General features: G+C 56.1%; 21 protein-coding genes. 14 read left to right on the top strand and 7 right to left on the bottom strand.

The annotated features are described in order from the left end of the window. The first annotated feature begins 41 nt into the window (after window positions 1-41). Window positions 42-2,219 (top strand): malate synthase G, encoded by a 2,178-nt coding sequence (locus tag AAC076_RS00665; RefSeq protein WP_339842414.1) that lies wholly within the window; start codon window positions 42-44, stop codon window positions 2,217-2,219. 62 nt (window positions 2,220-2,281) lie between these two features. Here AAC076_RS00665 and AAC076_RS00660 read toward each other — a convergent pair whose 3' ends face one another. Further along, a complete protein-coding gene (locus AAC076_RS00660) occupies window positions 2,282-2,455 on the bottom strand; it encodes a YqaE/Pmp3 family membrane protein (RefSeq protein ID WP_335604807.1) in 174 nt (57 codons plus the stop codon). A gap of 175 nt (window positions 2,456-2,630) precedes the next feature. Between AAC076_RS00660 and chrA the strand changes: the two genes are divergently transcribed. From chrA to AAC076_RS00640, 4 genes are all read left to right on the top strand, one after another. Next, window positions 2,631-3,923 carry a chromate efflux transporter gene (gene chrA, locus AAC076_RS00655; RefSeq protein WP_339842413.1) on the top strand — a complete coding sequence of 431 codons (1,293 nt, stop codon included), beginning with the start codon at window positions 2,631-2,633 and terminating at the stop codon, window positions 3,921-3,923. Between the two features lie 40 nt (window positions 3,924-3,963). Then, a complete protein-coding gene (locus tag AAC076_RS00650) occupies window positions 3,964-5,394 on the top strand; it encodes a mechanosensitive ion channel domain-containing protein (RefSeq protein WP_339842412.1) in 1,431 nt (476 codons plus the stop codon). 133 nt (window positions 5,395-5,527) lie between these two features. Then, window positions 5,528-7,387 carry a sodium:proton antiporter gene (locus AAC076_RS00645; protein ID WP_339842411.1) on the top strand — a complete coding sequence of 620 codons (1,860 nt, stop codon included), beginning with the start codon at window positions 5,528-5,530 and terminating at the stop codon, window positions 7,385-7,387. Then, window positions 7,384-7,926, top strand: a complete 543-nt coding sequence (locus AAC076_RS00640; protein ID WP_339842410.1) for a GNAT family N-acetyltransferase — start codon at window positions 7,384-7,386, stop codon at window positions 7,924-7,926. The genes AAC076_RS00645 and AAC076_RS00640 overlap by 4 nt, the downstream gene beginning before the upstream one ends. A gap of 51 nt (window positions 7,927-7,977) precedes the next feature. On the opposite strand, the gene AAC076_RS00635 is transcribed toward AAC076_RS00640, so the two are convergent. Next, on the bottom strand, window positions 7,978-8,127 hold the full coding sequence (locus tag AAC076_RS00635; RefSeq protein WP_339842409.1) for a DUF3096 domain-containing protein: 150 nt from the start codon (window positions 8,125-8,127) through the stop codon (window positions 7,978-7,980). Window positions 8,128-8,366: 239 nt separating this feature from the next. Between AAC076_RS00635 and AAC076_RS00630 the strand changes: the two genes are divergently transcribed. The 6 genes from AAC076_RS00630 to AAC076_RS00605 all read left to right on the top strand — a co-directional run bounded on the left by AAC076_RS00630 (window position 8,367) and on the right by AAC076_RS00605 (window position 13,155). Next, a complete protein-coding gene (locus AAC076_RS00630; protein ID WP_339842408.1) occupies window positions 8,367-9,155 on the top strand; it encodes a sulfite exporter TauE/SafE family protein in 789 nt (262 codons plus the stop codon). Between the two features lie 105 nt (window positions 9,156-9,260). Further along, window positions 9,261-9,527, top strand: coding sequence for a DksA/TraR family C4-type zinc finger protein (locus AAC076_RS00625; protein ID WP_339842407.1), 267 nt, complete (start codon window positions 9,261-9,263; stop codon window positions 9,525-9,527). A 122-nt stretch (window positions 9,528-9,649) separates the two neighbouring features. Next, window positions 9,650-10,603: a diacylglycerol kinase family protein gene (locus AAC076_RS00620; protein WP_339842406.1), complete on the top strand. Its 954-nt coding sequence runs from the start codon at window positions 9,650-9,652 to the stop codon at window positions 10,601-10,603. Beyond that, window positions 10,600-11,412, top strand: a complete 813-nt coding sequence (locus tag AAC076_RS00615; protein WP_339842405.1) for a metallophosphoesterase — start codon at window positions 10,600-10,602, stop codon at window positions 11,410-11,412. The genes AAC076_RS00620 and AAC076_RS00615 overlap by 4 nt, the downstream gene beginning before the upstream one ends. Before the next feature lie 22 nt (window positions 11,413-11,434). Next, on the top strand, window positions 11,435-11,674 hold the full coding sequence (locus AAC076_RS00610; protein ID WP_339842404.1) for a DUF1289 domain-containing protein: 240 nt from the start codon (window positions 11,435-11,437) through the stop codon (window positions 11,672-11,674). A gap of 161 nt (window positions 11,675-11,835) precedes the next feature. Then, entirely contained in the window at window positions 11,836-13,155 is a 1,320-nt protein-coding gene (locus AAC076_RS00605) for a diguanylate cyclase (protein WP_339842485.1), read from the top strand. 74 nt (window positions 13,156-13,229) lie between these two features. Here AAC076_RS00605 and AAC076_RS00600 read toward each other — a convergent pair whose 3' ends face one another. Continuing rightward, on the bottom strand, window positions 13,230-13,475 hold the full coding sequence (locus tag AAC076_RS00600; protein ID WP_339842403.1) for a VF530 family protein: 246 nt from the start codon (window positions 13,473-13,475) through the stop codon (window positions 13,230-13,232). Continuing rightward, window positions 13,444-13,704 (bottom strand): RNA-binding protein, encoded by a 261-nt coding sequence (locus AAC076_RS00595; RefSeq protein ID WP_339842402.1) that lies wholly within the window; start codon window positions 13,702-13,704, stop codon window positions 13,444-13,446. The genes AAC076_RS00600 and AAC076_RS00595 overlap by 32 nt, the downstream gene beginning before the upstream one ends. Before the next feature lie 116 nt (window positions 13,705-13,820). Here AAC076_RS00595 and AAC076_RS00590 point away from each other — a divergent pair, with 116 nt between their 5' ends. Both AAC076_RS00590 and AAC076_RS00585 read left to right on the top strand, forming a co-directional pair. After that, the gene (locus AAC076_RS00590) at window positions 13,821-14,348 is read left to right on the top strand and encodes an RNA methyltransferase (protein ID WP_339842401.1); all 528 of its coding nucleotides are present in this window, start codon (window positions 13,821-13,823) and stop codon (window positions 14,346-14,348) included. A 50-nt stretch (window positions 14,349-14,398) separates the two neighbouring features. After that, window positions 14,399-15,631 (top strand): NAD(P)/FAD-dependent oxidoreductase, encoded by a 1,233-nt coding sequence (locus AAC076_RS00585; RefSeq protein WP_339842400.1) that lies wholly within the window; start codon window positions 14,399-14,401, stop codon window positions 15,629-15,631. Here the strand turns inward: AAC076_RS00585 and lnt are convergent. Continuing rightward, window positions 15,628-17,262 carry an apolipoprotein N-acyltransferase gene (lnt, locus tag AAC076_RS00580; RefSeq protein WP_339842398.1) on the bottom strand — a complete coding sequence of 545 codons (1,635 nt, stop codon included), beginning with the start codon at window positions 17,260-17,262 and terminating at the stop codon, window positions 15,628-15,630. The genes AAC076_RS00585 and lnt overlap by 4 nt on opposite strands. Before the next feature lie 195 nt (window positions 17,263-17,457). On the opposite strand from lnt, the gene AAC076_RS00575 reads away from it, so the two are divergent. Next, on the top strand, window positions 17,458-18,429 hold the full coding sequence (locus AAC076_RS00575) for an acyltransferase (RefSeq protein ID WP_339842397.1): 972 nt from the start codon (window positions 17,458-17,460) through the stop codon (window positions 18,427-18,429). Here AAC076_RS00575 and ald read toward each other — a convergent pair. Next, on the bottom strand, window positions 18,393-19,514 hold the full coding sequence (gene ald, locus AAC076_RS00570; RefSeq protein WP_339842395.1) for an alanine dehydrogenase: 1,122 nt from the start codon (window positions 19,512-19,514) through the stop codon (window positions 18,393-18,395). The genes AAC076_RS00575 and ald overlap by 37 nt on opposite strands. Before the next feature lie 110 nt (window positions 19,515-19,624). Further along, window positions 19,625-20,686: a GGDEF domain-containing protein gene (locus AAC076_RS00565; protein WP_339842394.1), complete on the bottom strand. Its 1,062-nt coding sequence runs from the start codon at window positions 20,684-20,686 to the stop codon at window positions 19,625-19,627. Window positions 20,687-20,747 lie beyond the last annotated feature (61 nt).

Raw genomic sequence — 20,747 nt, 5'->3', positions numbered from 1 at the left:
ACGCACGTTCGCGAAGGTTGTCCGCAGAGTGAGGGTTTTCCATGACTGAACGCGTCCAAGTTGGCAGCCTCCAGGTTGCCAAGGTACTTCACGACTTTATCAATCATCAGGCCATCCCCGGCTCTGGCGTAGACACTGCGGCCTTCTGGTCGGGTTTCGAAGCACTGATCAACGATCTGGCACCGAAGAACAAGGCGCTGCTCGCCAAGCGTGACGACCTGCAAGCGCAAATCGACGCGTGGCATCAGAAACACGCTGGCCAGTCCCACGACGCCGCCGCTTACAAGACCTTTCTGCAGGAAATCGGTTACCTGCTCCCCGAGCCTGCCGACTTCCAGGCCACCACCAGCAACGTCGATGAAGAAATTGCGACTCTGGCTGGTCCACAATTGGTTGTACCGGTCATGAATGCGCGCTTCGCATTGAACGCCGCCAACGCACGCTGGGGCTCATTGTACGATGCTTTTTACGGTACCGATGCGATCTCCGAAGCCGACGGCGCCACCAAGGGCCCCGGTTATAACGAAATTCGCGGCAACAAGGTCATTGCTCTTGCACGTGCGTTCCTTGATGAGGCAGCGCCGCTGGCCGAAGGTTCCCATGTCGACTCAACAAGCTACGTGATCGAGAACGGCCAACTGGTCGTTACCCTGAACAATGGCAAGCAGACCGGCCTCAAGGATGCAGCGCAGTTCACCGGCTATACCGGCGAACCTGGCCAGCCCCAGGGCGTTCTCCTCAAGCACAATGGTTTGCATTTCGAAATCCAGATCGACCCCACCAGCAACGTTGGGCAGACTGACGCCGCCGGTGTTAAGGATGTTCTGATGGAGTCAGCCCTGACAACCATCATGGACTGCGAAGACTCGGTTGCCGCGGTCGATGCTGATGACAAGACAGTCATTTACAGCAACTGGCTCGGCCTGATGAAAGGCGATCTGTCGGAAAGCGTCTCCAAGGGTGGCAGCAACTTTACCCGCACGATGAACCCGGACCGTGAATATACTCGTCCTGATGGCTCCACATTGAACCTGCACGGCCGCTCACTGCTATTCGTTCGTAACGTAGGTCATCTGATGACCAATAATGCCATTCTCGACAAGGACGGCAACGAGATCCCTGAGGGCATCATGGACGGCGCAGTGACCAGTCTGATCGCGCTGCACAACCTCAATGGCAACACCACGCGCAAGAATACGCGCACCGGCTCGGTCTATATCGTCAAGCCGAAGATGCATGGTCCAGAGGAAGTCGCCTTCACCACCGAGCTGTTCGGTCGAGTGGAAGACATGCTTGGCATGCAGCGTAATACGCTGAAAGTCGGCATCATGGATGAAGAGCGTCGCACCACAGTTAACCTCAAAGCCTGTATCAAGGCTGCCAGCGAGCGCGTTGCCTTCATCAACACCGGCTTCCTTGACCGTACCGGCGATGAGATTCATACCTCCATGGAAGCTGGTGCGTTCATTCGCAAGGGCGAGATCAAGGGTGCCAAGTGGATTGCCGCCTACGAGAACAGCAACGTGGATATCGGTCTGGCTACCGGGCTCAAGGGCCGGGCACAAATTGGCAAGGGTATGTGGGCCATGCCTGATCTGATGGCTGCAATGCTCGAGCAGAAGATCGGGCATCCGCTGGCAGGCGCCAACACAGCATGGGTACCGTCCCCCACCGCCGCAACCCTGCACGCGCTGCATTATCACAAGGTGAACGTAAGTGAACGTCAGGACGAACTGGCCAAGCGCAAGCCCGCATCGGTAGACGACATCCTGGCCATACCGCTGGCAGAGAAGACCAACTGGTCCGCAGAGGAAATCCAGCAGGAACTGGACAACAACGCTCAGGGCATTCTGGGTTACGTCGTTCGCTGGATCGATCACGGCGTAGGTTGCTCGAAGGTCCCTGATATCAACGATGTGGGCCTGATGGAAGACCGCGCTACGCTGCGAATTTCCAGCCAGCACATTGCCAACTGGCTTCGCCACGGTATCTGCACCAGGGATCAGGTAATGGAAACCATGAAACGTATGGCTTCGGTGGTTGACCGGCAAAACGAGCACGACTCGGCTTACAAGCCAATGGCACCCGACTTCGATGACAGCATCGCCTTCCAGGCCGCGGTCGAGTTGTGTGTTGAAGGCACAGTGCAGCCTAACGGTTACACCGAGCCGGTCCTGCACCGTCGTCGTCGCGAATTCAAGGCGCGCTACGGCCGCTGATAGCGGCACTAAAAACCCGGCTCAGGCCGGGTTTTTTTGTGCGCGTTAAAAAGCCTGGCGGCTCAGTGCTTGAGGATGACATAGAGGGCATGGATGATGCCCGGAATGAAGCCAAACAAGGTCAGGAGGATGTTCAACCAGAAATGCCCCTTGAAACCTACTTCAAGAAATACGCCCAGGGGCGGTAATAGAATCGCGAAAAGGATCTTGATCGGATCTGTAGCTGTAACTGCCATGTTATATCCTCTATACATAATCATTAATAACGTCAGCGTAGTTGCTGAGTGGCTGGCTGTCAGGGCAACGTCAATATCGAACTGCAATGACAGCGTCGATCCTGTTGCAGGCCGTACCCCGAAACACAGGCCCTAACTTAAAGACCCATATATGTCTCTACAGGTTCAATCTCCTATGATCCAAGTCTCCCTGCGTGAAGCAACAGGTGTCTGGTGGCGTATCGGTTTATTGAGTTTCGGCGGACCGGCTGGTCAGATCGCCCTTATGCACAGGATCATCGTCGAGGAAAAGGCCTGGCTGGACGAAAGACGATTTCTCCATGCACTCAATTACTGCATGCTGCTGCCAGGGCCTGAGGCCCAACAATTAGCCACTTATATCGGCTGGCTGCTGCACGGGGTGCGCGGTGGCCTGATCGCTGGCCTGCTGTTTATCCTGCCAGGTGCTGTTGCCATCCTGGGGTTGTCCTGGCTGTACGTCCTGTTGGGGGAACTGACCCTGGTCGAGGGTCTGTTTTTTGGGCTCAAGGCCGCAGTCCTGGCCATTGTTGCCCAGGCGCTGATACGCATTGCCGCTCGTACACTAAAGGGCATTCTCAAACCGCTGCTGGCCGGCGCTGCCTTTACTGCTCTCTTTGTGTTTGGGCTTGCCTTTCCGCTGGTGGTTATCGGTGCCGGCCTGATCGGTTTTCTGGGCGCACGTTTGTTTCCCGCCGGGGGCGAGGAGCTGCATTCAGCGGAAATGAAGGTGAATCTTCGCCCGGGAACTCGCACAGCCGCCCTCGTCTGCATGCTGCTCTGGGTCGGAACACTGCTCGGGATGCATGGGCTGCTTGGCAGCGAAAACGTGTTTACCCAGATTGCCTCGTTTTTCTCGAAAATGGCGCTGATCACCTTCGGCGGCGCCTATGCGGTGCTGTCTTATGTCGCCCAGCAAGGCGTGGAGCATTACCAATGGCTGCAACCTGGGGAGATGCTTGATGGACTCGCGATGGCCGAAACCACACCGGGCCCCCTGATTCTGGTTACCCAGTTCGTCGGCTTTCTTGCAGGGTTTCGTGAGGGGTTACCGCAGCCAAGCCTGCTGGCTGCTACCGCCGGTGCGCTGCTGACGCTCTGGGTGACCTTCCTGCCGTGTTTTTTCTGGATATTTGCCGGCGCTCCCTATGTAGAAAAGCTACGTGGACATAAAGCGCTATCGGCTGCGCTTTCAGCCATCACCGCCGCCGTGGTAGGCGTTATTGCCAACCTGGCGCTGTGGTTTGCACTCAACGCCTTGTTTGCCCAGCAAGATCGAATCACCATCTACGGACTGGATTTGCTGATACCCCGACTAGCCAGTATCAATGTACCCCTGCTGGGTATCACCCTGATTGCCTTCGTACTGCTCTTCGTGAAAAAAATACGCATGCTGACCCTCCTGGGAGCATGTGCTGCAATGGGTGTTGGCTGGACTCTATTGGCGTAGGCACCTCGACAACCCCAGGTTTAGGTGCTGCACTCTTTCCATGATCGAAGAAAACACGCGGGACCCTCTGGACGTTCCAAGCATCTCCATTGAGGACACCCTGGAGGTGTTCGGCAACTGGGCCAGCACTTATCTGCTCACGCTAGGCACGTTGATTGAGCTACTGTTGCTTGGCCTCATTCTACTAACCGCTTATGTATTGCGGCGGGGCGTCGTGCCGCAAATCGACAGCATGCTGGCAGGCGAGGCGTTGCTACCCAGCATGCGTTACACGCTGCACCGGCTGCTATTGGTTATTAGCACCGGAGCAGCCGCTCTGCTCGCCTGGATAGTCCATGGTGTAATAACACGGCTTGGGCTGGATGGCGAACTCCTGCGTATTGCGGCCAACCTGCTTACCGCTTGGGTAATCATTCGTCTAGCCACCAGTTTTCTGCGCCAGCCTGGGTGGGCCAAGCTGATAGCGGTTATAGTCTGGTTCCTGGCAGCATTGGCCATTCTCGGTTGGCTGCAGGCCTTTTTGGATCTGCTTGACTCCATCGCTTTCAATATAGGCGAGATGAGACTGTCGCTGATGGGGTTCATCAACGGCATTTTGGTGCTGACTATTTTCATATGGTTATCGAGCCTGGTCGCTCGCTTGGTAGAAAGTCGGCTCGTCTATCTGGAGGGGGTCACTCCTGCAGCACGCGTCTTGATCGGCAAAGTACTGCGCATCGCATTGTATCTGGTGGCCGTGGTGGTTGCTCTGACCTTTGTCGGTGTGAACCTGACAGCTTTGGCTGTCTTTTCCGGAGCCTTGGGTATTGGTCTTGGCTTCGGCCTGCAGAAGGTCGTATCCAACCTGTTCAGCGGTATTATCCTGCTTCTGGACCGATCCCTGAAACCCGGTGATGTCATCGAGACTGGCGATGCATACGGCTGGATCAAGCAAATGGGCGCGCGTTACGCAACGGTTGCCACGCGTGATGGAAAGGAATATCTGATTCCCAACGAGAACCTGATAACCGAACAGGTAATTAACTGGAGCTACTCCGATACCGCTGTGCGCTTGAAGATCGAAGTGGGTACTTCTTACCGCTCCGACGTACACAAAGCCATCGAGCTAATGGTCGAGGCCGCATTGACACAGCCCAGGGTACTACGCGATGGCATACATACTCCCCAGGCCCACTTGGTTGGCTTCGGCGATTCCTCGGTGGATTTCGAACTACGCATCTGGGTAAGCGATCCGCAACAAGGGTTGGTCAATGTGGCCAGCAAGGTGCGCCTGGCTATCTGGGACCTGTTTCATCAGAACAATATCGAATTTCCATTTCCACAACGCGATTTGCATATCGTTTCCGCTGAAGGTCTGAACAAACTCACGCCAGACCTTGATGATCGTACACGGCCAGCAGCCAAAACCCACAAGCAATCTAGCTCTGTTAATCCTGCTTCAAATGCAGATGAAGGTGACGATCTGTCCTGATGCTCGCATCGGGACAGACAAAGCTCCACAGATTTATGCCGTTCATTCAGTAACTTCCGTTGCCAGCCAACGCTAGACATAGACAACACTCCCGCTACACTCTGAGGCTGATTCGCGCACCCAAGGAAAATCCATGTTGTTATCGGCAAGTCTGAGCATCGCTGTCATCGGCGTCATTTCGTTTGGCTGCCAATGGCTGGCGTGGCGCGTGAAGCTGCCCGCCATTCTGTTTCTACTTGCCGCTGGCATAGTTCTTGGGCCCTTTACCTCGGTGATCGACCCGGATCAGCTGTTTGGTGATCTGCTGTTCCCGCTGATCAGCCTATCGGTCGCGATCATCCTGTTCGAGGGCAGCCTGACGCTCAACATGAGCGAAATTAGAAGCCAGAAGGCCGTGATACAGCGGCTCATCACCGTAGGCGCGGCTATCACATGGTTGATCGTAACCATCGCCACGCATTATCTGATCGGCGTGAGCTGGGAGCTGAGCGTACTGTTTGGCGCCCTGGCAGTGGTCACGGGTCCCACCGTGATAGTTCCGATGCTGCGAACCGTCCGCCCCAATCGCAACATATCCAACATCCTGCGCTGGGAGGGCATTCTTATCGACCCCATCGGCGCCCTGTTGGTGGTTGTGGTGTACGAGTTTGTAGTTGCACAAAGCCAGAGCGCGGGCGTCCTTCATGGACTGGTGGCCTTTCTTGAGATTATGGCCGTGGGCAGTCTGCTTGGCATAGCCGGCGGCTGGTTCCTCGGCTTTGTACTCAAGCGTGGATGGGTTCCACACTACCTGCAGAACCTGGCGACACTGTCGGTGGTTTTCGCCGCATTCAGCCTCTCCGACTCACTGGCCCACGAGTCCGGGCTGCTGGCGGTTACGCTGATGGGCATGTGGTTGGCCAACAAGAAGGATCTGCACATCAACGAGATCCTCAACTTCAAGGAAAATCTCAGCGTTGTATTGATTTCCGGCCTGTTCATTCTGCTTGCCGCTCGGCTCACCCTTGACGATATTCTCGCACTCGGCTGGACTCCCCTGCTGTTGTTGCTGGTGATGCAACTGGTCGCACGCCCGGCATCCATCTGGATCTCCTCGATCGGCTCAAGTCTGACCTGGCAGGAGAAATCGCTGCTGTCATGGATCGCGCCTCGCGGTATCGTCGCGGCTGCCGTTTCGGCCCTGTTTGCCATCCGACTGGAAGAGGCAGGACATCCGGAGGCTGCCATACTGGTTCCGCTGACGTTCTCCATCATTATTGGTACGGTTGTTTTGCAGAGTGCCACGTCCCGTGGCCTGGCTCGCCTGCTCAAGGTCGCCGAGCCCGCTGCGTCCGGTTTTCTGGTAGTAGGTGCCAATCCGGTGGCAAGGAGCATTGCCCGTGCACTGAATAAAAGGGGGGTGCGTGTCATTCTGACTGACACCCAGTGGGAAAACATCCGCGAAGCCCGGATGGAAGGACTGGACACCTTCTACGGCAATGCCGTTTCGGCCTACGCTGATCAACATCTGGACCTGATCGGTATTGGCCGTCTTCTCGCCCTTTCGCCTAGCCTGGGGATCAACGTGGTGGCCAGCATGCGCTACGGTACGGAGTTCGGCGCCAAAAAAGTCTATACCCTGCTTTCCACCACTGAGACCGATAAGGCCGAGAAACACAAACTGGGTACCGAGCACCGCGGCCATACGCTGTTCGATAAAGACATGAGCTACAGCAAGCTGGCCAGCCTGTTGAGCAAAGGATGGGAGATTCGCAACACCAAACTGACCGAAGAGTTTGATTTCACAAACCTGGCGCAATTGCATGACGGCAAGGTTGTACCGCTGTTTGCAATCTCACCAAAAGGACGGTTGGAGGTGTTCGTAGACGAAGGTGTTCTTGATCCCAAACCCGGCTGGCAGGTGTTGAGTCTGATTCCGCCGAAGACCGAGGAGGCCAAGCTGGTAGCCCAGCAAGAACTGGACGACAACCCCAAGGAAAAGAAAATACCGTGAAGCCTTTCAGACCAGCGCCAGACCATGCCGGCACCCGGATAATAGAGGCCGACCTTGACTCTCCTGAAGATGCTCGCGCGATTATCGACCTGCTAGACCACTATGCATGCGACCCCATGGGTGGCGGTGAGCCGCTGGCTGTAGGTACCCGGGAGAATTTGATCGGTGAACTGCGCAAACGCAACACCGCCCATGTAATTCTGGCGCTGGTTGATGACAAGCCCGCGGGGCTGACAAATTGCTTCGAGGGCTTTTCCACTTTTGCTTGTCGCCCACTTTTGAATATTCACGACGTGGTGGTGGCAAGCGAATACAGGGGCAGAGGCCTGACACGACTGATGTTCGACAAAGCTGAGGAGCTGGCCCTGAGACTCGGTTGCTGCAAGATGACGCTCGAGGTGCTTGAGGGCAATACAGTTGCTCAGGCCGCGTATCGTGCTTACGGCTTCAGTGGGTACGAGCTTGACCCTAGACTGGGCCGTGCCATGTTCTGGGAGAAGAAGCTGGCGGGAACGATTGCAGACGACCAAGCGCAATAAAGCGCCTGAATGCCGACCGTTGTCAGCGGCCGGCATAACGGCGAGGGGCTATTACATCCGCAGATTGAAACCACCGCCAAAGAGGCCCACCAGGCCGATAATGATCAGATAGATCGCAACGATATAGTTCAACAGACGGGGAACCACCAGAATAAGAATACCCGCAATAAGGGAAATCAAAGGCGTCAATGCAATAGTCATGGAATACTCCTTAAGTGTTTCGAACCGGCTCGACCAGGGGCGCAACAGCGCTGAACATGGGACCCAGCCTTTATACCGTAGTTCCCGGGGCCGCGCGCAACATAGTCATTCTGGCGATTGCGTGATGACCTGGCCTGCCAGTGATCGTATTCCAAAAGAAAAATCTCCCTGCGCTGCGTTTTGGTCAGTCACCCGTTAAGGTTTAGACTGTCGCCCCCTTGCCCTGAGACCTGCATTCCATGGCCGATCTACTGCCCTATCAGTACGCCTTTATTGGCCTGATTTTCGTGTGGAGCGGCTTCGTGCGCTCGGGCCTGGGCTTTGGCGGCGCTGTGCTGTCACTGCCCTTCCTGCTGCTGGTGCACAACGATCCGCTGGTCTTCCTGCCGTTAATCGCAATGCATCTGTTGTTCTTTTCCTCGCTGACCATCGCGCTGAACAACCGCAAGCAGAGCCGCCAGCAAGAGGCAGACTCGGGTAAAAAAGTCGGCACTGTCGACTGGCGTTATCTGGGACGCATTCTGGGCATCATGATCGTGCCCAAGATGATTGGCGTATTCGGCCTGTTGACGCTGCCCGGCAACATCATGAGCATCATCATTTTTGTCATCGTCGCCGCCTACTCCGTGTCGTACATCACCAACAGGCCTTTTCGCAGCCGCAGCCGGGTAGTCGATACTCTATTTCTGATGCTTGGCGGCTATGTCAGTGGCACCTCGCTGATCGGCGCTCCACTCATCATTGCTGTCGCAGCCCAGCATCTGGCCAAAGAGCAGTTCCGCGATACCCTTTTCGCCCTCTGGTTCATTCTTGTGACTATCAAGATGGCAGCCTTTCTTTATGCGGGAGTTGACCTGCAATTGATCCATCACCTCTGGCTGCTTCCGTGTGCGGCAATCGGCCATTTGATCGGTCTGCGGGCACATGCGCACATCATGCACGCCGAGACACCGGTATTTTTCCGCATCCTGGGTAGCGTGCTACTGGCCGTTAGCATGGTGGGTATCTGGACCATGCTGGCCGCTTGAAACCCGAAGCGCCAACCGGCAGCTACCTGACAATACGTCTATGCTCTGATTAAAGCGGCCTGCAGGCATCCATGATCTGCAGTGCACACAAATGCGGAGGCAGCCATGGCTACCGGATGGGCGCAGGACGGAGCGGTACAGGATCAGATAGACGACACTGTGGATGAAGCAGTACAACGGGCGCGCAACAAGTTGCCAAAAGGTGAAAGCCTCACGCACTGTGAAGAATGCGAAGCGCCAATCCCCGAGGCCCGGCGCAAGGCCGTCCCCGGGGTACGCTTTTGTGTGAGCTGTCAGCAAGCCCACGACGAGGCAGACGGCGGCGATTCGGCTTATAACCGCAGGGGAAGCAAAGATAGCCAGCTACGTTGAACCTCCTCGGCCCAACAGGCTCAAACATCCTTTAGGCCATGGATTACGCACGCAGCATGTCGACAACCCATCAAGATTCCCCCCCGGAAAACCAGGGTGCGGAGAGCGCGAAGAGTCAGGACTTGACCAGATCACTAAGCGGAACAGAGCCCCTTTACCTGGTAATGAACAATGGCTCGGGAAGTCGTGACGTGCTTCAGACACGCGAGACCATTGAGCAAACGCTTTCTCAGGCCGGCAGACGCTTCGAACTGATACCGGTCAATGACCCTTCGCAATTGGCGGCTACTGCCAGGCACGCACTGAAACTGGCCATCGAAAACGACGGTATCGTGGTGGCCGTGGGCGGCGATGGCACCCTGAGTGCGGTGAGCGAGGTCGTACTCGGCAGTGGCGTACCTTTCGGTATTCTGCCCCAGGGCACTTTCAACTACTTTGGCCGCACCTACGGAATTTCGCAGAATACCGAGGCGGCCCTGGCTTGCCTGCTCGACGCCGTCATTCAACCTGTCGATATCGGCATGCTCAATGGCCGCACCTTTCTGGTCAACGCGAGCCTAGGCCTGTATCCACAGCTGCTCGAAGACCGCGAAACCTACAAGCGTCGTTATGGGCGTAGTCGACTGATAGCGCTCTGGTCAGCACTGGTGACCCTGATGCATGCACACCGCTCCCTGAAAGTGCAGATTGATCTCGAGGGCCAGCCCCGACGCCATTTGACCACACCCACCATCGTGGTCGGCAACAATGCCTTGCAGCTTGAACAACTGGGGTTTGATCAGGTGGACGAGATTGAACGCCACCACCTGGTCGCAATGACGTCTCGCTCGCGGGGTACCCTGGCACTCTACGGTCTGCTGATTCGGGGATTTTTACGGCGCATGGGAGAGTCAGAGGATGTCATCAGTTTCGGTTTCGATACCATGACGGTGCGCCCCGGCAGGACCCGAAAACGCTTGAAAGTCGCGATGGATGGCGAAATATGCTGGATGAATGCCCCTTTGACATTTCGTGTAGCACCGGACAAATTGCCCTTGCTGGTGCCTCGCGACCCCTCGAAACGGGAGCGTGAATGACCTGCATACTGCAAATCTCCGACCCTCATTTTGGCACTGAACAGCCACAGGTCATGCACGCACTGCTACGCCTGGCCAGAGAGCAAAAACCCGAAGTCATATTGCTTTCCGGCGACATCACCCAGCGGGCACGTCGAGCCCAGTTCGCCGCCGCACGGGAGTTCGTGACACAGCTGCCCGCGCCGGTACTGGCAGTACCGGGAAACCACGACATCCCCCTATTCAATCTTTTCGCACGGGTCTTCAGTCCCTATGGCAATTACAAGCGTGCCTTTGGCAGCGAACTTGAGCCGGTATACGAAAGCGAAGGATTACTGGTCCTTTGCCTGAATACCTCGCGACCCTCTCGGCACACGGACGGCGCGGTCAGTCGCGCGCAGATCGAGCGCGTTGCCAACAGGCTGGGCCAGGCCAGGCCAGAGCAACTGCGCGTGGTAATGCAACACCATCCCGTGCGCGCCCGAGAACAATCCGACTTGACCAATCTGCTGATAGGCCACGAAAAAGCGGTACCTCGATGGGTCGATGCAGGGCTGGATTTGCTGGTGGGAGGCCATATTCATCTGCCCTATGTGTGGCCACTGCATGGTCAGCATGGAGCTAAAGGCCGCCTTGGCTGGACCGCCCAGGCCGGCACAGCCCTGTCATCCAGGGTGCGCGGAGGCATTCCAAACTCGGTCAACCTGATCAGGCACACTTGCGAGCACGGACGGCACAGCTGCCATGTTGAAAGGTGGGACTATCTAGCCGAAGAAGATCTCTTCATGCCTGCACACACCAACACCTTGGTTATCAGCCGAAACGGTTGAGCCTGAACACCTAAGGGGTGATATGAGCGAACCCATTACCAAAAAACCCTGTATCGACCTCTGCGACTTCAACAAACATGATGTATGCAAAGCCTGCGGTCGCACCCACGAGGAAAAGAAATCATGGAAGCGTCTGTCACCCGAGCAGAAACAGGCTATCTGGCACCGCATCTTGGTTTCACATGGCAGCGGCGCCAGCAAGGAGTCCAAAGCCCTGCGAGCGCTATACCGCAAGGCTGAAAAAAAACGCAAGTATGGTTAGACATTCCCCCTTTTGGTGCAATTTTCAGGACACCAGCTGCGGCCTGAGCTATCTTTCTGAGAGTAGCCCGTGGGCCTTAAGGGAGTTGGGCGTTGAAAAAAGCAGAGCAAGGGACCGCAAGCGGCACGGAAGACAGCCGCTTTCCGCTTTCACCCGCAGTAATGGATTTACTACTTGATGCCATATGTGTTGTTGATACGGCAGGACGGCTCGTATACATCAGCGGGGCCTGTGAAAGAATTTTCGGTTACCTGCCCCATGACATGATTGGCAAGGCGCTGATTGATCAGGTTCACCCTGATGACCATGAAGCAACCATCGCCATCTCACGTGAAGTCATGCTTGGCCGCCTGACCAACCATTTCGAGAATCGTTATATCCGCAAGGATAGCAGCGTCGTGCATATCATGTGGTCGGCAAACTGGTCGGAGAAAGACCAGTTACGCGTCGCAGTTGCCCATGACATCACCGAACGCAAGCACACCGAAGCCATGCAAGCGGCGCTGTATGCCATATCCGAAGCCGCATCCAACGCAGCGAACCTGCCAGTACTGTTCCGTCGTATACATGAAATCATTGCTGGCTTACTGCCGGCCAGCGTCTTCTGCATTGCTCTGCATGACCCGCAGGAGAATAAAACCGACTTTGTGTACAACGCAGACGAAGGAAATCAGGACTTGGATTCAGTCAATGCCGATACCCTGGCGTTGTGCAGTGCAGTCATTCAGGGTGGTCAGCCGATACGCTTGAAAGCTCAGCCAAATACAACTGTTACTCCCAATCCGCTCAATATCCGCGACCGCAGTATGGACTGGCTGGCAGTGCCCCTGGCGACAACCGCAGGCATCCACGGGGCCCTGATTATTCAGAATCGGCTTTCAGCCCCGGCGTTTACCGAAAAAGACCAGCAATTACTGCATTACATTTCGACGCAGATAGCCACGGCTATCCAACGTGCCCGTATGCATGAGCGCCTGGAGTTCCTTTCCCGCTACGATCAATTGACCAAGCTGCCCAATCGCATGCTGTTGAGCGATCGTATCAACATGGCCTTGGCCCGAGCGCGGCGCGAAAAGGGTAAGGCTGCTGTGCTCTATCTGGATCTCGACAAATTCAAGCTGGTGAACGATACCCATGGCCACGCTATCGGCGACCAGTTGCTGCAGGTCGCCGCCGACAGAATAACGCGCTGCTTACGCGAGTCGGACACGGTTTCTCGCATCGGCGGAGATGAGTTCGTTATCCTGCTGGAGACCCTCGATCAACCGGAGCAAGCCCATGCAATTGCCGAAAAGATCCGTGAGGCGCTGAATGCCCCACTGTTTTTCGACGAGCTGGAGCTGATCATTATTCCGAGCATCGGCATTGCGCTGTACCCCGATGACGGTGATGAGGAAAAACGGCTGGTGGATCTGGCAGACAGCGCAATGTATCAAGCGAAAAAATCGGGAGGCAACCGCGCCCACCGTATCGACGAATAGGCCTAGACCGCTCCGACCTTCGGTCTATCTTGATGAGCTCTATGCATTACGTTTCCGGGAAAGGTCTGCCTGGCTCAGGACTGCTGAGTCTCAAGGTAGAGAGCCTCTACCTTTTCCCGTGCCCAAGGCGTTTTACGCAGAAACTTCAGGCTCGAGCCAATGCTCGGGTCGACTATGAAGCAGTTGATGCGTATTCGCCGTCCAAGCTCTTCCCAGCCATACGCCTCGACCAACTCCTCGAGTATCCGCTTCAGGGTTAAACCATGCAGTGGGTCATGCCCATGCTGCTCAGGCACCCTTGGCAGCCTCTTCGGATTCATCGCGCTTGACTCGAATGCGACTACCGGCCACCTCAAGGTTGTTCAAGGCCTTGATAGCTGACTTGGCATCATCGTGGCGGGGCATTTCGACAAAACCAAAGCCCTTGGAGCCTCCGGTTTGCTTGTCCATGACCAGGACACATGACTGCACCAGGCCGTGCGCCTCGAACAGGTTGCGCATTTCTGTTTCAGTAGTAGTGCGTGACAAATTGCGGATCAGGAGTTTCATGGGATTACCGTGCTAGAATTCGATCAGCGCACTATACATCCTGTCAGCCTTGGCGACACGTCGAGCGCTTTCTTCTTCCCGACCAACGGCTGCCAACTTCCCACGGGTCCGAACCAATGAATACATCAATATGTATCGGTCTCGTCAATCCCAAAAGCCCAACCAATGTCGGCTCGGTCATGCGCGCAGCAGGGTGCTACGGCGCGCAGTCCGTCAGTTATACAGGCGAGCGTTACAATCGCGCGGCCCGCTTCCACACTGATACCAAAAGCGCCGCCTCGCGCATCCCGCTATTACCCGTGGAAGATATACTCTGCAACCTCGCTGCAGACGTGAAAGTGGTCTGCGTGGAGCTGGTTGAGGGCGCTACGGCCCTGCCCTCCTTTGAACACCCCGAAAAGGCGCTGTATGTTTTTGGGCCGGAGGACGGCAGTCTTGAGCAGACGCTGATAGATCGTGCCGATTCAGTAATCTACATCCCCACCATTGGTTGCATGAACCTGGCGGCAACCGTCAACGTGGTTCTATACGACCGCCTGGCAAAGTCGGTCTATGCCGCTGGTAGTGATCAGTTGATCCGCGACAGCCGGGACGCAAATAATCGTGTGCGGGTAAAGGCATCCATACCCGCGGACAATCGCTGAATCAGCTGCAAGTATTGTTATACTGCAACGCCATTTTCGATGGATATCGCGTGTCACAAACAGCCCGACCTTCCGCTCAACAGTATGACGCCATCATTCTCGGCGCAGGCGCTTCCGGCTTACTCTGTGCTTTCACTGCAGCGCAGCGGGGCCGTCGAGTATTGGTACTGGAAAAAGCCAACAAGGTCGGCAAGAAGATTCTCATGTCTGGCGGCGGCCGCTGTAATTTCACTAACCATTTCGTGGAAGCCGATAACTTCCTCTCGGATAACCCGCATTTCTGCAAGTCAGCCCTGAGCCGCTACACCCAGTGGGATTTTATCGCACTGGTCGAGCAGCATGGAATTGCCTACGAAGAGCGCAGCCACAGTCAGCTTTTCTGTGTGGACTCGGCAAAGGATATCGTCAATATGCTGCTCAAGGAGTGCGACCGCGCCGGGGTCGAGATACAGACCCATTGCACCATCGACGCCATCGAGGCACTGGAGTCCGAGTCGTCTCGTTATGCCCTGTGCGTGGAACAAGCCGGAATCCGAAGGAAACTTGAATGCAACTCTCTGGTGGTTGCCACCGGCGCCCTTTCTGTTCCTACCCTTGGCGGCAGTGGGTTTGGCTATGATATCGCCCGGCAGTTCGATATCCCTCTGACCGACCGACGTGCAGGCCTGGTCCCGTTCATGTTCAGTGACAATACAAAGTCGATGTGCGAGCGCCTCAGCGGTCTGGCAGTCGAGGTAGCAGCAACATGCAACGGCCAGAGCTTTACCGAAAATATGTTGTTTACCCATCGTGGCATGAGTGGCCCCGCCATGTTGCAGATTTCCAACTATTGGTTCCCTGGCGACCCTCTACTGATTGATCTTATGCCAGGCGTAGCCGCGGATCATTGGTTGCTCCAGGCCAAGCAGCAACAGAGCAAGACCCGCTTACGTACTCTGCTGGGGCAGAAACTACCCAAGTCCCTGGTAATGGAACTTCAAGCTCTCTGGTGGCCGCAGGCGCAGGAGCTGCCGTTGGCGGAAATGGGCGACCGCCTGCTTGAACAGATAGGTCATCAGCTCAATACCTGGACGCTGAGGCCTTCCGGTACCGAAGGTTACCGCACAGCAGAAGTCACTCTGGGAGGGGTGGATACCGCCGGCATCAGCTCAAAAACCCTGGAGGCAAAACAACAGCCTGGGCTTTACTTCATTGGTGAGGTGCTCGATGTCACTGGGCATCTGGGTGGCTTCAACTTCCAGTGGGCATGGTCTTCGGGCTACACCGCAGGCCTGTTCGTCTAATCCGCCACGTCACTCGCAGCGCGGTGGCGGCCAGCCAGAACGCCAGCGATACAAAGCACTGCAAGCGCGCCATAGATCAGCCAGTCGATGATACCCGGATAACGACTGTACAGACTGCCCCCCGCAGTGGGCGAAAAACGCAGATCTGCTACCAGTTCTGCACGGGAGAAAGCAGATGTCGATGCCAGGGCCCGACCATTGGGCGCGGCCACTATTGAAGGGCCATTGTTGATCAAATGAATCATCGGAACCCGGTTCTCCACCGCGCGCACCACTGACATTGCACGATGCTGAAACGGCTGTGTGCTTTCGCCAAACCAGTTGTCCTGTGAAACAAACAGCAGGACCTTGCCCGCCGCGTCACTGCCGATAGCATCGGCCACATCCATGGGAAACGCCGTTTCATAACAGACCTTGGGTACCAACCGCATACCATCCACGGCAAACTCGCCATGCTCTGTTCCCGCAGCGAGGGGACGCAGGAATTCACCGAATAGCTGTGTTGTCAGCCAGTTCAGGCCGGGCAGTCCAAAAACGGCGGGGCGGTACTCACCGAATGGCATTCTGCGCATCTTGCGATACTGACCAACCTCATTACCCTGCCGGTCAATATGCACTACCGAGTTGTAGTAGACCTCCTCGCCATCCTTCCAACGCTTCTCGGCATCATGAAAAACCAGGCCCACACCACTCTGAGCCAATGCTTTGGAATAAGCCTGACGCACACTGAAATTATCGAAATAGCCCTTGTAACGCGCTTCGGGCCAGATAACCACTTGGGCACCAGCCTGGGCCAGCCTGAGCGTTGCAGCCATTTCCTCCGGATTCTCACGACTGAAACCCTTTGGTGGCTCCGGGATCGCCAGGGTCACCGCATCATTAGGTTGCACAAGGCCAATGCGACGAATCTGCCAATCCTCCATTTGCGTGTCCCAGTGCGCAACACTGACTGCGCCATAGGCAAACCATGCCAGCAACGCTAACACTGCCAGGGCGTTAGCCCTCCAGGCATGACCACGCGCAGGACCCACCATCACCCTATAAATGAGCACGCTACAGAGCATCATGACCAGGTCCAGGCCCTTGGCGCCCAGCAGGTCAACGCCCTGAAGCCCCGTCAGGAACTGCGCCTGCGCCTCAGCAAAGTGGGTTTTGAACAACAGGGGGTAAAGCGCCATTACGCCGACCAGACTCAACGGAAAGGTGAGTAGCTCCCACCCCTGCAGACGTACGTTTAGCCAGCGAAACAACAGGCAACCCAGCCCCAGAGCGAGGCCCGCATAAAACCAGAACCCGAGGCTCAAGATGAACGTGAGCGACGGCGAGTAATCATCAAGATAGCCGACGAAATTCAGCATCCAGTGACTGGCTATCGCGAAACAGACGGTGCCGGCAGTCCATCCAACGATCAGGGAAACACCGAGGCTGGCATGGCGAAGCGCAAATAGCAGGGGGACCCAGCCAAGCCAGGCAGTCCAGAATAGAGAAGGGCTCAGCCAGGGAATCCCGACAAGGGCTCCTGCCACAATCGCAAGCGCAAGTCTCAGAACAACGGGCAGCACCCTGACATGCGGATCCGCGCGGTTAAGTGCGTCATCTACGGCTTGTGCAAAGATGAACTGCCGGGACATGGAACAGAAACTCCGGGGCATGCCTGTGCAAATCAGCTTCAAGCAGCGGCACAGGTTATTTAAAGCAACATTAGAGACATCCCCGAATATCGACAATCGCCTTAACGGGTGATATCACTCTGACCCATGACCCGAGGGCTGCCGGGTTCGATAAAAGACGTTATTATTCTGATGTCGCAGATTGGAAACAGGTACATGCCACATTGGTTAACCGGCACGCTGACGTGTCTGATTATTCTTTTCAACACGCTGGTTGGCATCGGCCCGATGCTTATCGTGGCACTTCTCAAGGTTGCCATACCCCTCAAGGGTTTCCAACGGCATAGCTCCCGTATTGTGATGTGGATCGCGGAAACCTGGGCCGCTGGCGTCAATGCAACGATAAACCGAATGACGGGCACCCACTGGGACATACGTTGTGAGGGTACGCTTGCCCCACAACATTCCTATCTGGTCATTTCCAATCATCAATCCTGGGTCGATATTCCCGCGCTGTTGCAGGCTTTCAACCGTAAAACGCCCTACTTCAAGTTCTTTCTGAAGCGGGAACTCATCTGGATTCCTTTCCTTGGTCTGGCCTTCTGGGCACTGGACTACCCATTCATGAAGCGGTACAGCAAGGCTCACCTGGCCAAATTCCCAGAGGACCAGGGCAAGGATCTCGAGATTACCCGGCGCGCTTGTCGCAAGTTCAGTAACTTACCCGTCACCATCGTCAACTATCTTGAAGGAACGCGACGGACGCCAGCCAAGCATCGCGCGCAAAACTCGCCATACCGGCATTTGCTTAAACCCAAGTCGGGTGGAGTGGCTTTTGTGATGGCAGCGCTGGGCGAGCAGATGCGCTCACTGCTCGACGTCACCATCGTTTACCCCCAGGGCAAGCCACCAGGTTTCTGGGCGCTGGTAAGCGGTCAGGTTGACCGAGTGGTGATAGATATTCGTCAGGTGGAGCTTGCCCCAGAGCTCTTCTCGGGCGATTACCAGAATGATGCTGTGTTCAAAAACCGCTTTCAGAAATGGGTTAATGATCTCTGGCAAACAAAAGACCAGCGTATTGAGCAATTACACACCGAGCTTTTCCCTGCCAACTCCGCAACACACCAAGCTGATAGGCCCTCTGCTCCCAATCAGGATATAGAACCCAGCGCGTCCTCCAGAGACTGAACTGGAATATCCAAAGCCTCACCAACGCTGGCATTGGTGAGTTTGCCCGCAGCCACGTTAAGCCCATGACGTAGATGCTCATCCTCTTCCAATGCGCGCTTGGCCCCCTTGTTGGCGAGCGCCAGCACAAAGGGCAAGGTAGCATTGTTCAGTGCCTGGGTGGCCGTGCGCGCCACGGCACCCGGCATATTCGCAACGCAATAGTGCACTACCTCATCAACCACGAATGTGGGGTCCGCGTGAGTAGTTGCACGCGAGGTTTGCGCGCAGCCCCCTTGATCAATGGCCACATCCACCAATACCGCCCCGGCCTGCATGCGCGACACCAGGTCTGAACTGATCAACTTCGGAGCAGCAGCCCCTGGCACCAGAACCGCACCTATGACCAGGTCAGCACCCAATAACTGTTCTTCCAGTGTGCCTGCGGTGGAATACAGCGTATTGATGCGGTTGCCGTAACGTGCGTCGAGCTGACGCAGCACGTCGGGATTCTTGTCCAGCACAGTGACATCCGCACCCATTCCGACGGCCATGGCCAGCGCATTACTGCCCACAACACCACCCCCGAGAATCACCACCTTCCCCCTGGGCACACCGGGCACGCCGCCAAGCAGAACACCACGGCCGCCGCGTGCCTTTTCCAGACAACCCGCCCCCGCCTGCACAGCCATTCTCCCGGCCACCTCAGACATGGGCGCCAGTAAGGGCAGACCACCGCGGCTATCGGTAACTGTTTCGTAGGCTATGCACAACGCGCCTGAGGCAAGCAACCCTTCGGTCTGTGGGCGATCGGGTGCCAGGTGCAGATAGGTGAACAGCACATGTTGCGGTCCCAGGCGATCGCGCTCGGCCTGCTGGGGCTCCTTGACCTTGACGATCATGTCACTCTGGCTGAAAACCTCTTCGACGCCAGCCATGCGAGCCCCAGCTGAACGGTAATCGTCGTCAGTGAAGCCGATAGATGCCCCGGCACCGTGCTCAACGCAGACCTGATGACCGTGACGAACGAGCTCGGCCACCGCTGTTGGGGTGAGACCGACCCTGTATTCATGATTCTTTATTTCCCGCGGTACGCCGATACGCATGATTTACTCCTCGGCCCAGCCGTCTGGACGTTTGACCCAAGACTGAGTGTAGAAGAGCTGACCGCTTATTCAATTTTATTTTACGGATGTGCGTTATTAATTACATGAACTCAAAGCAGGGTCGTGCCTGGCGCCGTCAAGGGATACTGCTGGCCCGCGGCGACAACCTGGTCGCGCCCTCCCGCCTTGGCTTCATACATGCGCCGATCGGCAGTCTGCATTAGTTGGTCAAGGCTCTGACCATCCTCTCCGAGGGTAGCCACACCGGCACTGAACGTCATGACCTGCTGACCGGTGCCAACCTCCAGAGGTCGATTACCCAGGTGCCGGCGCAGGTCATTGGCCAACTCCGCCGCCTGATCCAGCGTTGCCCCCGGCAGCAATACGGCAAACTCCTCTCCACCCAACCGGCAAAGCAGGTCAGTTTCGCGCAAGCGGCTGGAAAGTACCCCAGCCAGATGACGTAAAGCCCGGTCTCCCGTTTCGTGCCCGAATTGGTCATTGATACGCTTGAAATAGTCCACATCGAGCATGATCAGCGACAGCGGCTTGTTATCGCGCAAAGCGTGACTGCGCTCGCGCTCCAGCACTTCCGCCAGCTTCATCCGATTAGCCAATCCCGTCAGATTGTCGGTGCTCGCCAACTCGATAAGACGTGCCTCATTCTGTACTCTGCTGCGTTCATATATATGCGAGAAAATCATAATGGCCATACTACTGAACAGCACGTTCGCGAGCACCATCAAGGTGAGCAACAATTCCTGCTCGTTAATAAAATGAAAGCTGAAGGCAGTAACCCCCAGACTGATGAAAATCAGAGACATCCAGAAACCGCCGCGAAGACCCAGCAGCAGATAGCAGATGATGGGGATAGTCTGGATCCAGGCAAAGACCGTAGTTGACGTACGCGGGAGCAGCATGGCCAGCACCATCAGGGAAAAAAACGGCACAAGATACGCCATCGTCACCCAATTCAAATTCTCCCTGCGATCAACCAGGCGCAATACACACAGGGCAAACAGCACGAAAAAAGCCTCGCCTGCAGCTAAAAGCCAAAGCCCACGCCCAATATTGATACTGGCAAACAGAGTACCTGCCGCCACCGTCATCCATAACAGAGCCTTGAGCACTAGGCGCCTGTGTTGCTGGTTGGTTTCCAATCCCACGCTCATCCGTCCACTCCTGAATCGGCTTGCTTATTCCTTGGTGCCGTACAACGTCCTGTGTGAACAA

This window comes from uncultured Halopseudomonas sp. (genome assembly GCF_963977355.1).
Taxonomy (GTDB): Bacteria; Pseudomonadota; Gammaproteobacteria; order Pseudomonadales; family Pseudomonadaceae; genus Halopseudomonas.
The sequence above is the reverse complement of the archived record's forward strand: the minus strand, read 5'-3'. Positions and strand labels throughout refer to the sequence as shown.

Coding starts and splice junctions, on each gene's coding strand:
- AAC076_RS00595 (WP_339842402.1), bottom strand. CDS start 13,704: ATGAAACTCCTGATCCGCAATTTGTCACGCACTACTACTGAAACAGAA.
- AAC076_RS00645 (WP_339842411.1), top strand. CDS start 5,528: ATGTTGTTATCGGCAAGTCTGAGCATCGCTGTCATCGGCGTCATTTCG.
- AAC076_RS00610 (WP_339842404.1), top strand. CDS start 11,435: ATGAGCGAACCCATTACCAAAAAACCCTGTATCGACCTCTGCGACTTC.
- lnt (WP_339842398.1), bottom strand. CDS start 17,262: ATGTCCCGGCAGTTCATCTTTGCACAAGCCGTAGATGACGCACTTAAC.
- AAC076_RS00565 (WP_339842394.1), bottom strand. CDS start 20,686: ATGAGCGTGGGATTGGAAACCAACCAGCAACACAGGCGCCTAGTGCTC.
- AAC076_RS00635 (WP_339842409.1), bottom strand. CDS start 8,127: ATGACTATTGCATTGACGCCTTTGATTTCCCTTATTGCGGGTATTCTT.
- ald (WP_339842395.1), bottom strand. CDS start 19,514: ATGCGTATCGGCGTACCGCGGGAAATAAAGAATCATGAATACAGGGTC.
- AAC076_RS00575 (WP_339842397.1), top strand. CDS start 17,458: ATGCCACATTGGTTAACCGGCACGCTGACGTGTCTGATTATTCTTTTC.
- AAC076_RS00625 (WP_339842407.1), top strand. CDS start 9,261: ATGGCTACCGGATGGGCGCAGGACGGAGCGGTACAGGATCAGATAGAC.
- AAC076_RS00660 (WP_335604807.1), bottom strand. CDS start 2,455: ATGGCAGTTACAGCTACAGATCCGATCAAGATCCTTTTCGCGATTCTA.
- AAC076_RS00630 (WP_339842408.1), top strand. CDS start 8,367: ATGGCCGATCTACTGCCCTATCAGTACGCCTTTATTGGCCTGATTTTC.
- AAC076_RS00605 (WP_339842485.1), top strand. CDS start 11,836: ATGGATTTACTACTTGATGCCATATGTGTTGTTGATACGGCAGGACGG.
- chrA (WP_339842413.1), top strand. CDS start 2,631: ATGATCCAAGTCTCCCTGCGTGAAGCAACAGGTGTCTGGTGGCGTATC.
- AAC076_RS00650 (WP_339842412.1), top strand. CDS start 3,964: ATGATCGAAGAAAACACGCGGGACCCTCTGGACGTTCCAAGCATCTCC.
- AAC076_RS00600 (WP_339842403.1), bottom strand. CDS start 13,475: ATGAATCCGAAGAGGCTGCCAAGGGTGCCTGAGCAGCATGGGCATGAC.
- AAC076_RS00665 (WP_339842414.1), top strand. CDS start 42: ATGACTGAACGCGTCCAAGTTGGCAGCCTCCAGGTTGCCAAGGTACTT.
- AAC076_RS00590 (WP_339842401.1), top strand. CDS start 13,821: ATGAATACATCAATATGTATCGGTCTCGTCAATCCCAAAAGCCCAACC.
- AAC076_RS00615 (WP_339842405.1), top strand. CDS start 10,600: ATGACCTGCATACTGCAAATCTCCGACCCTCATTTTGGCACTGAACAG.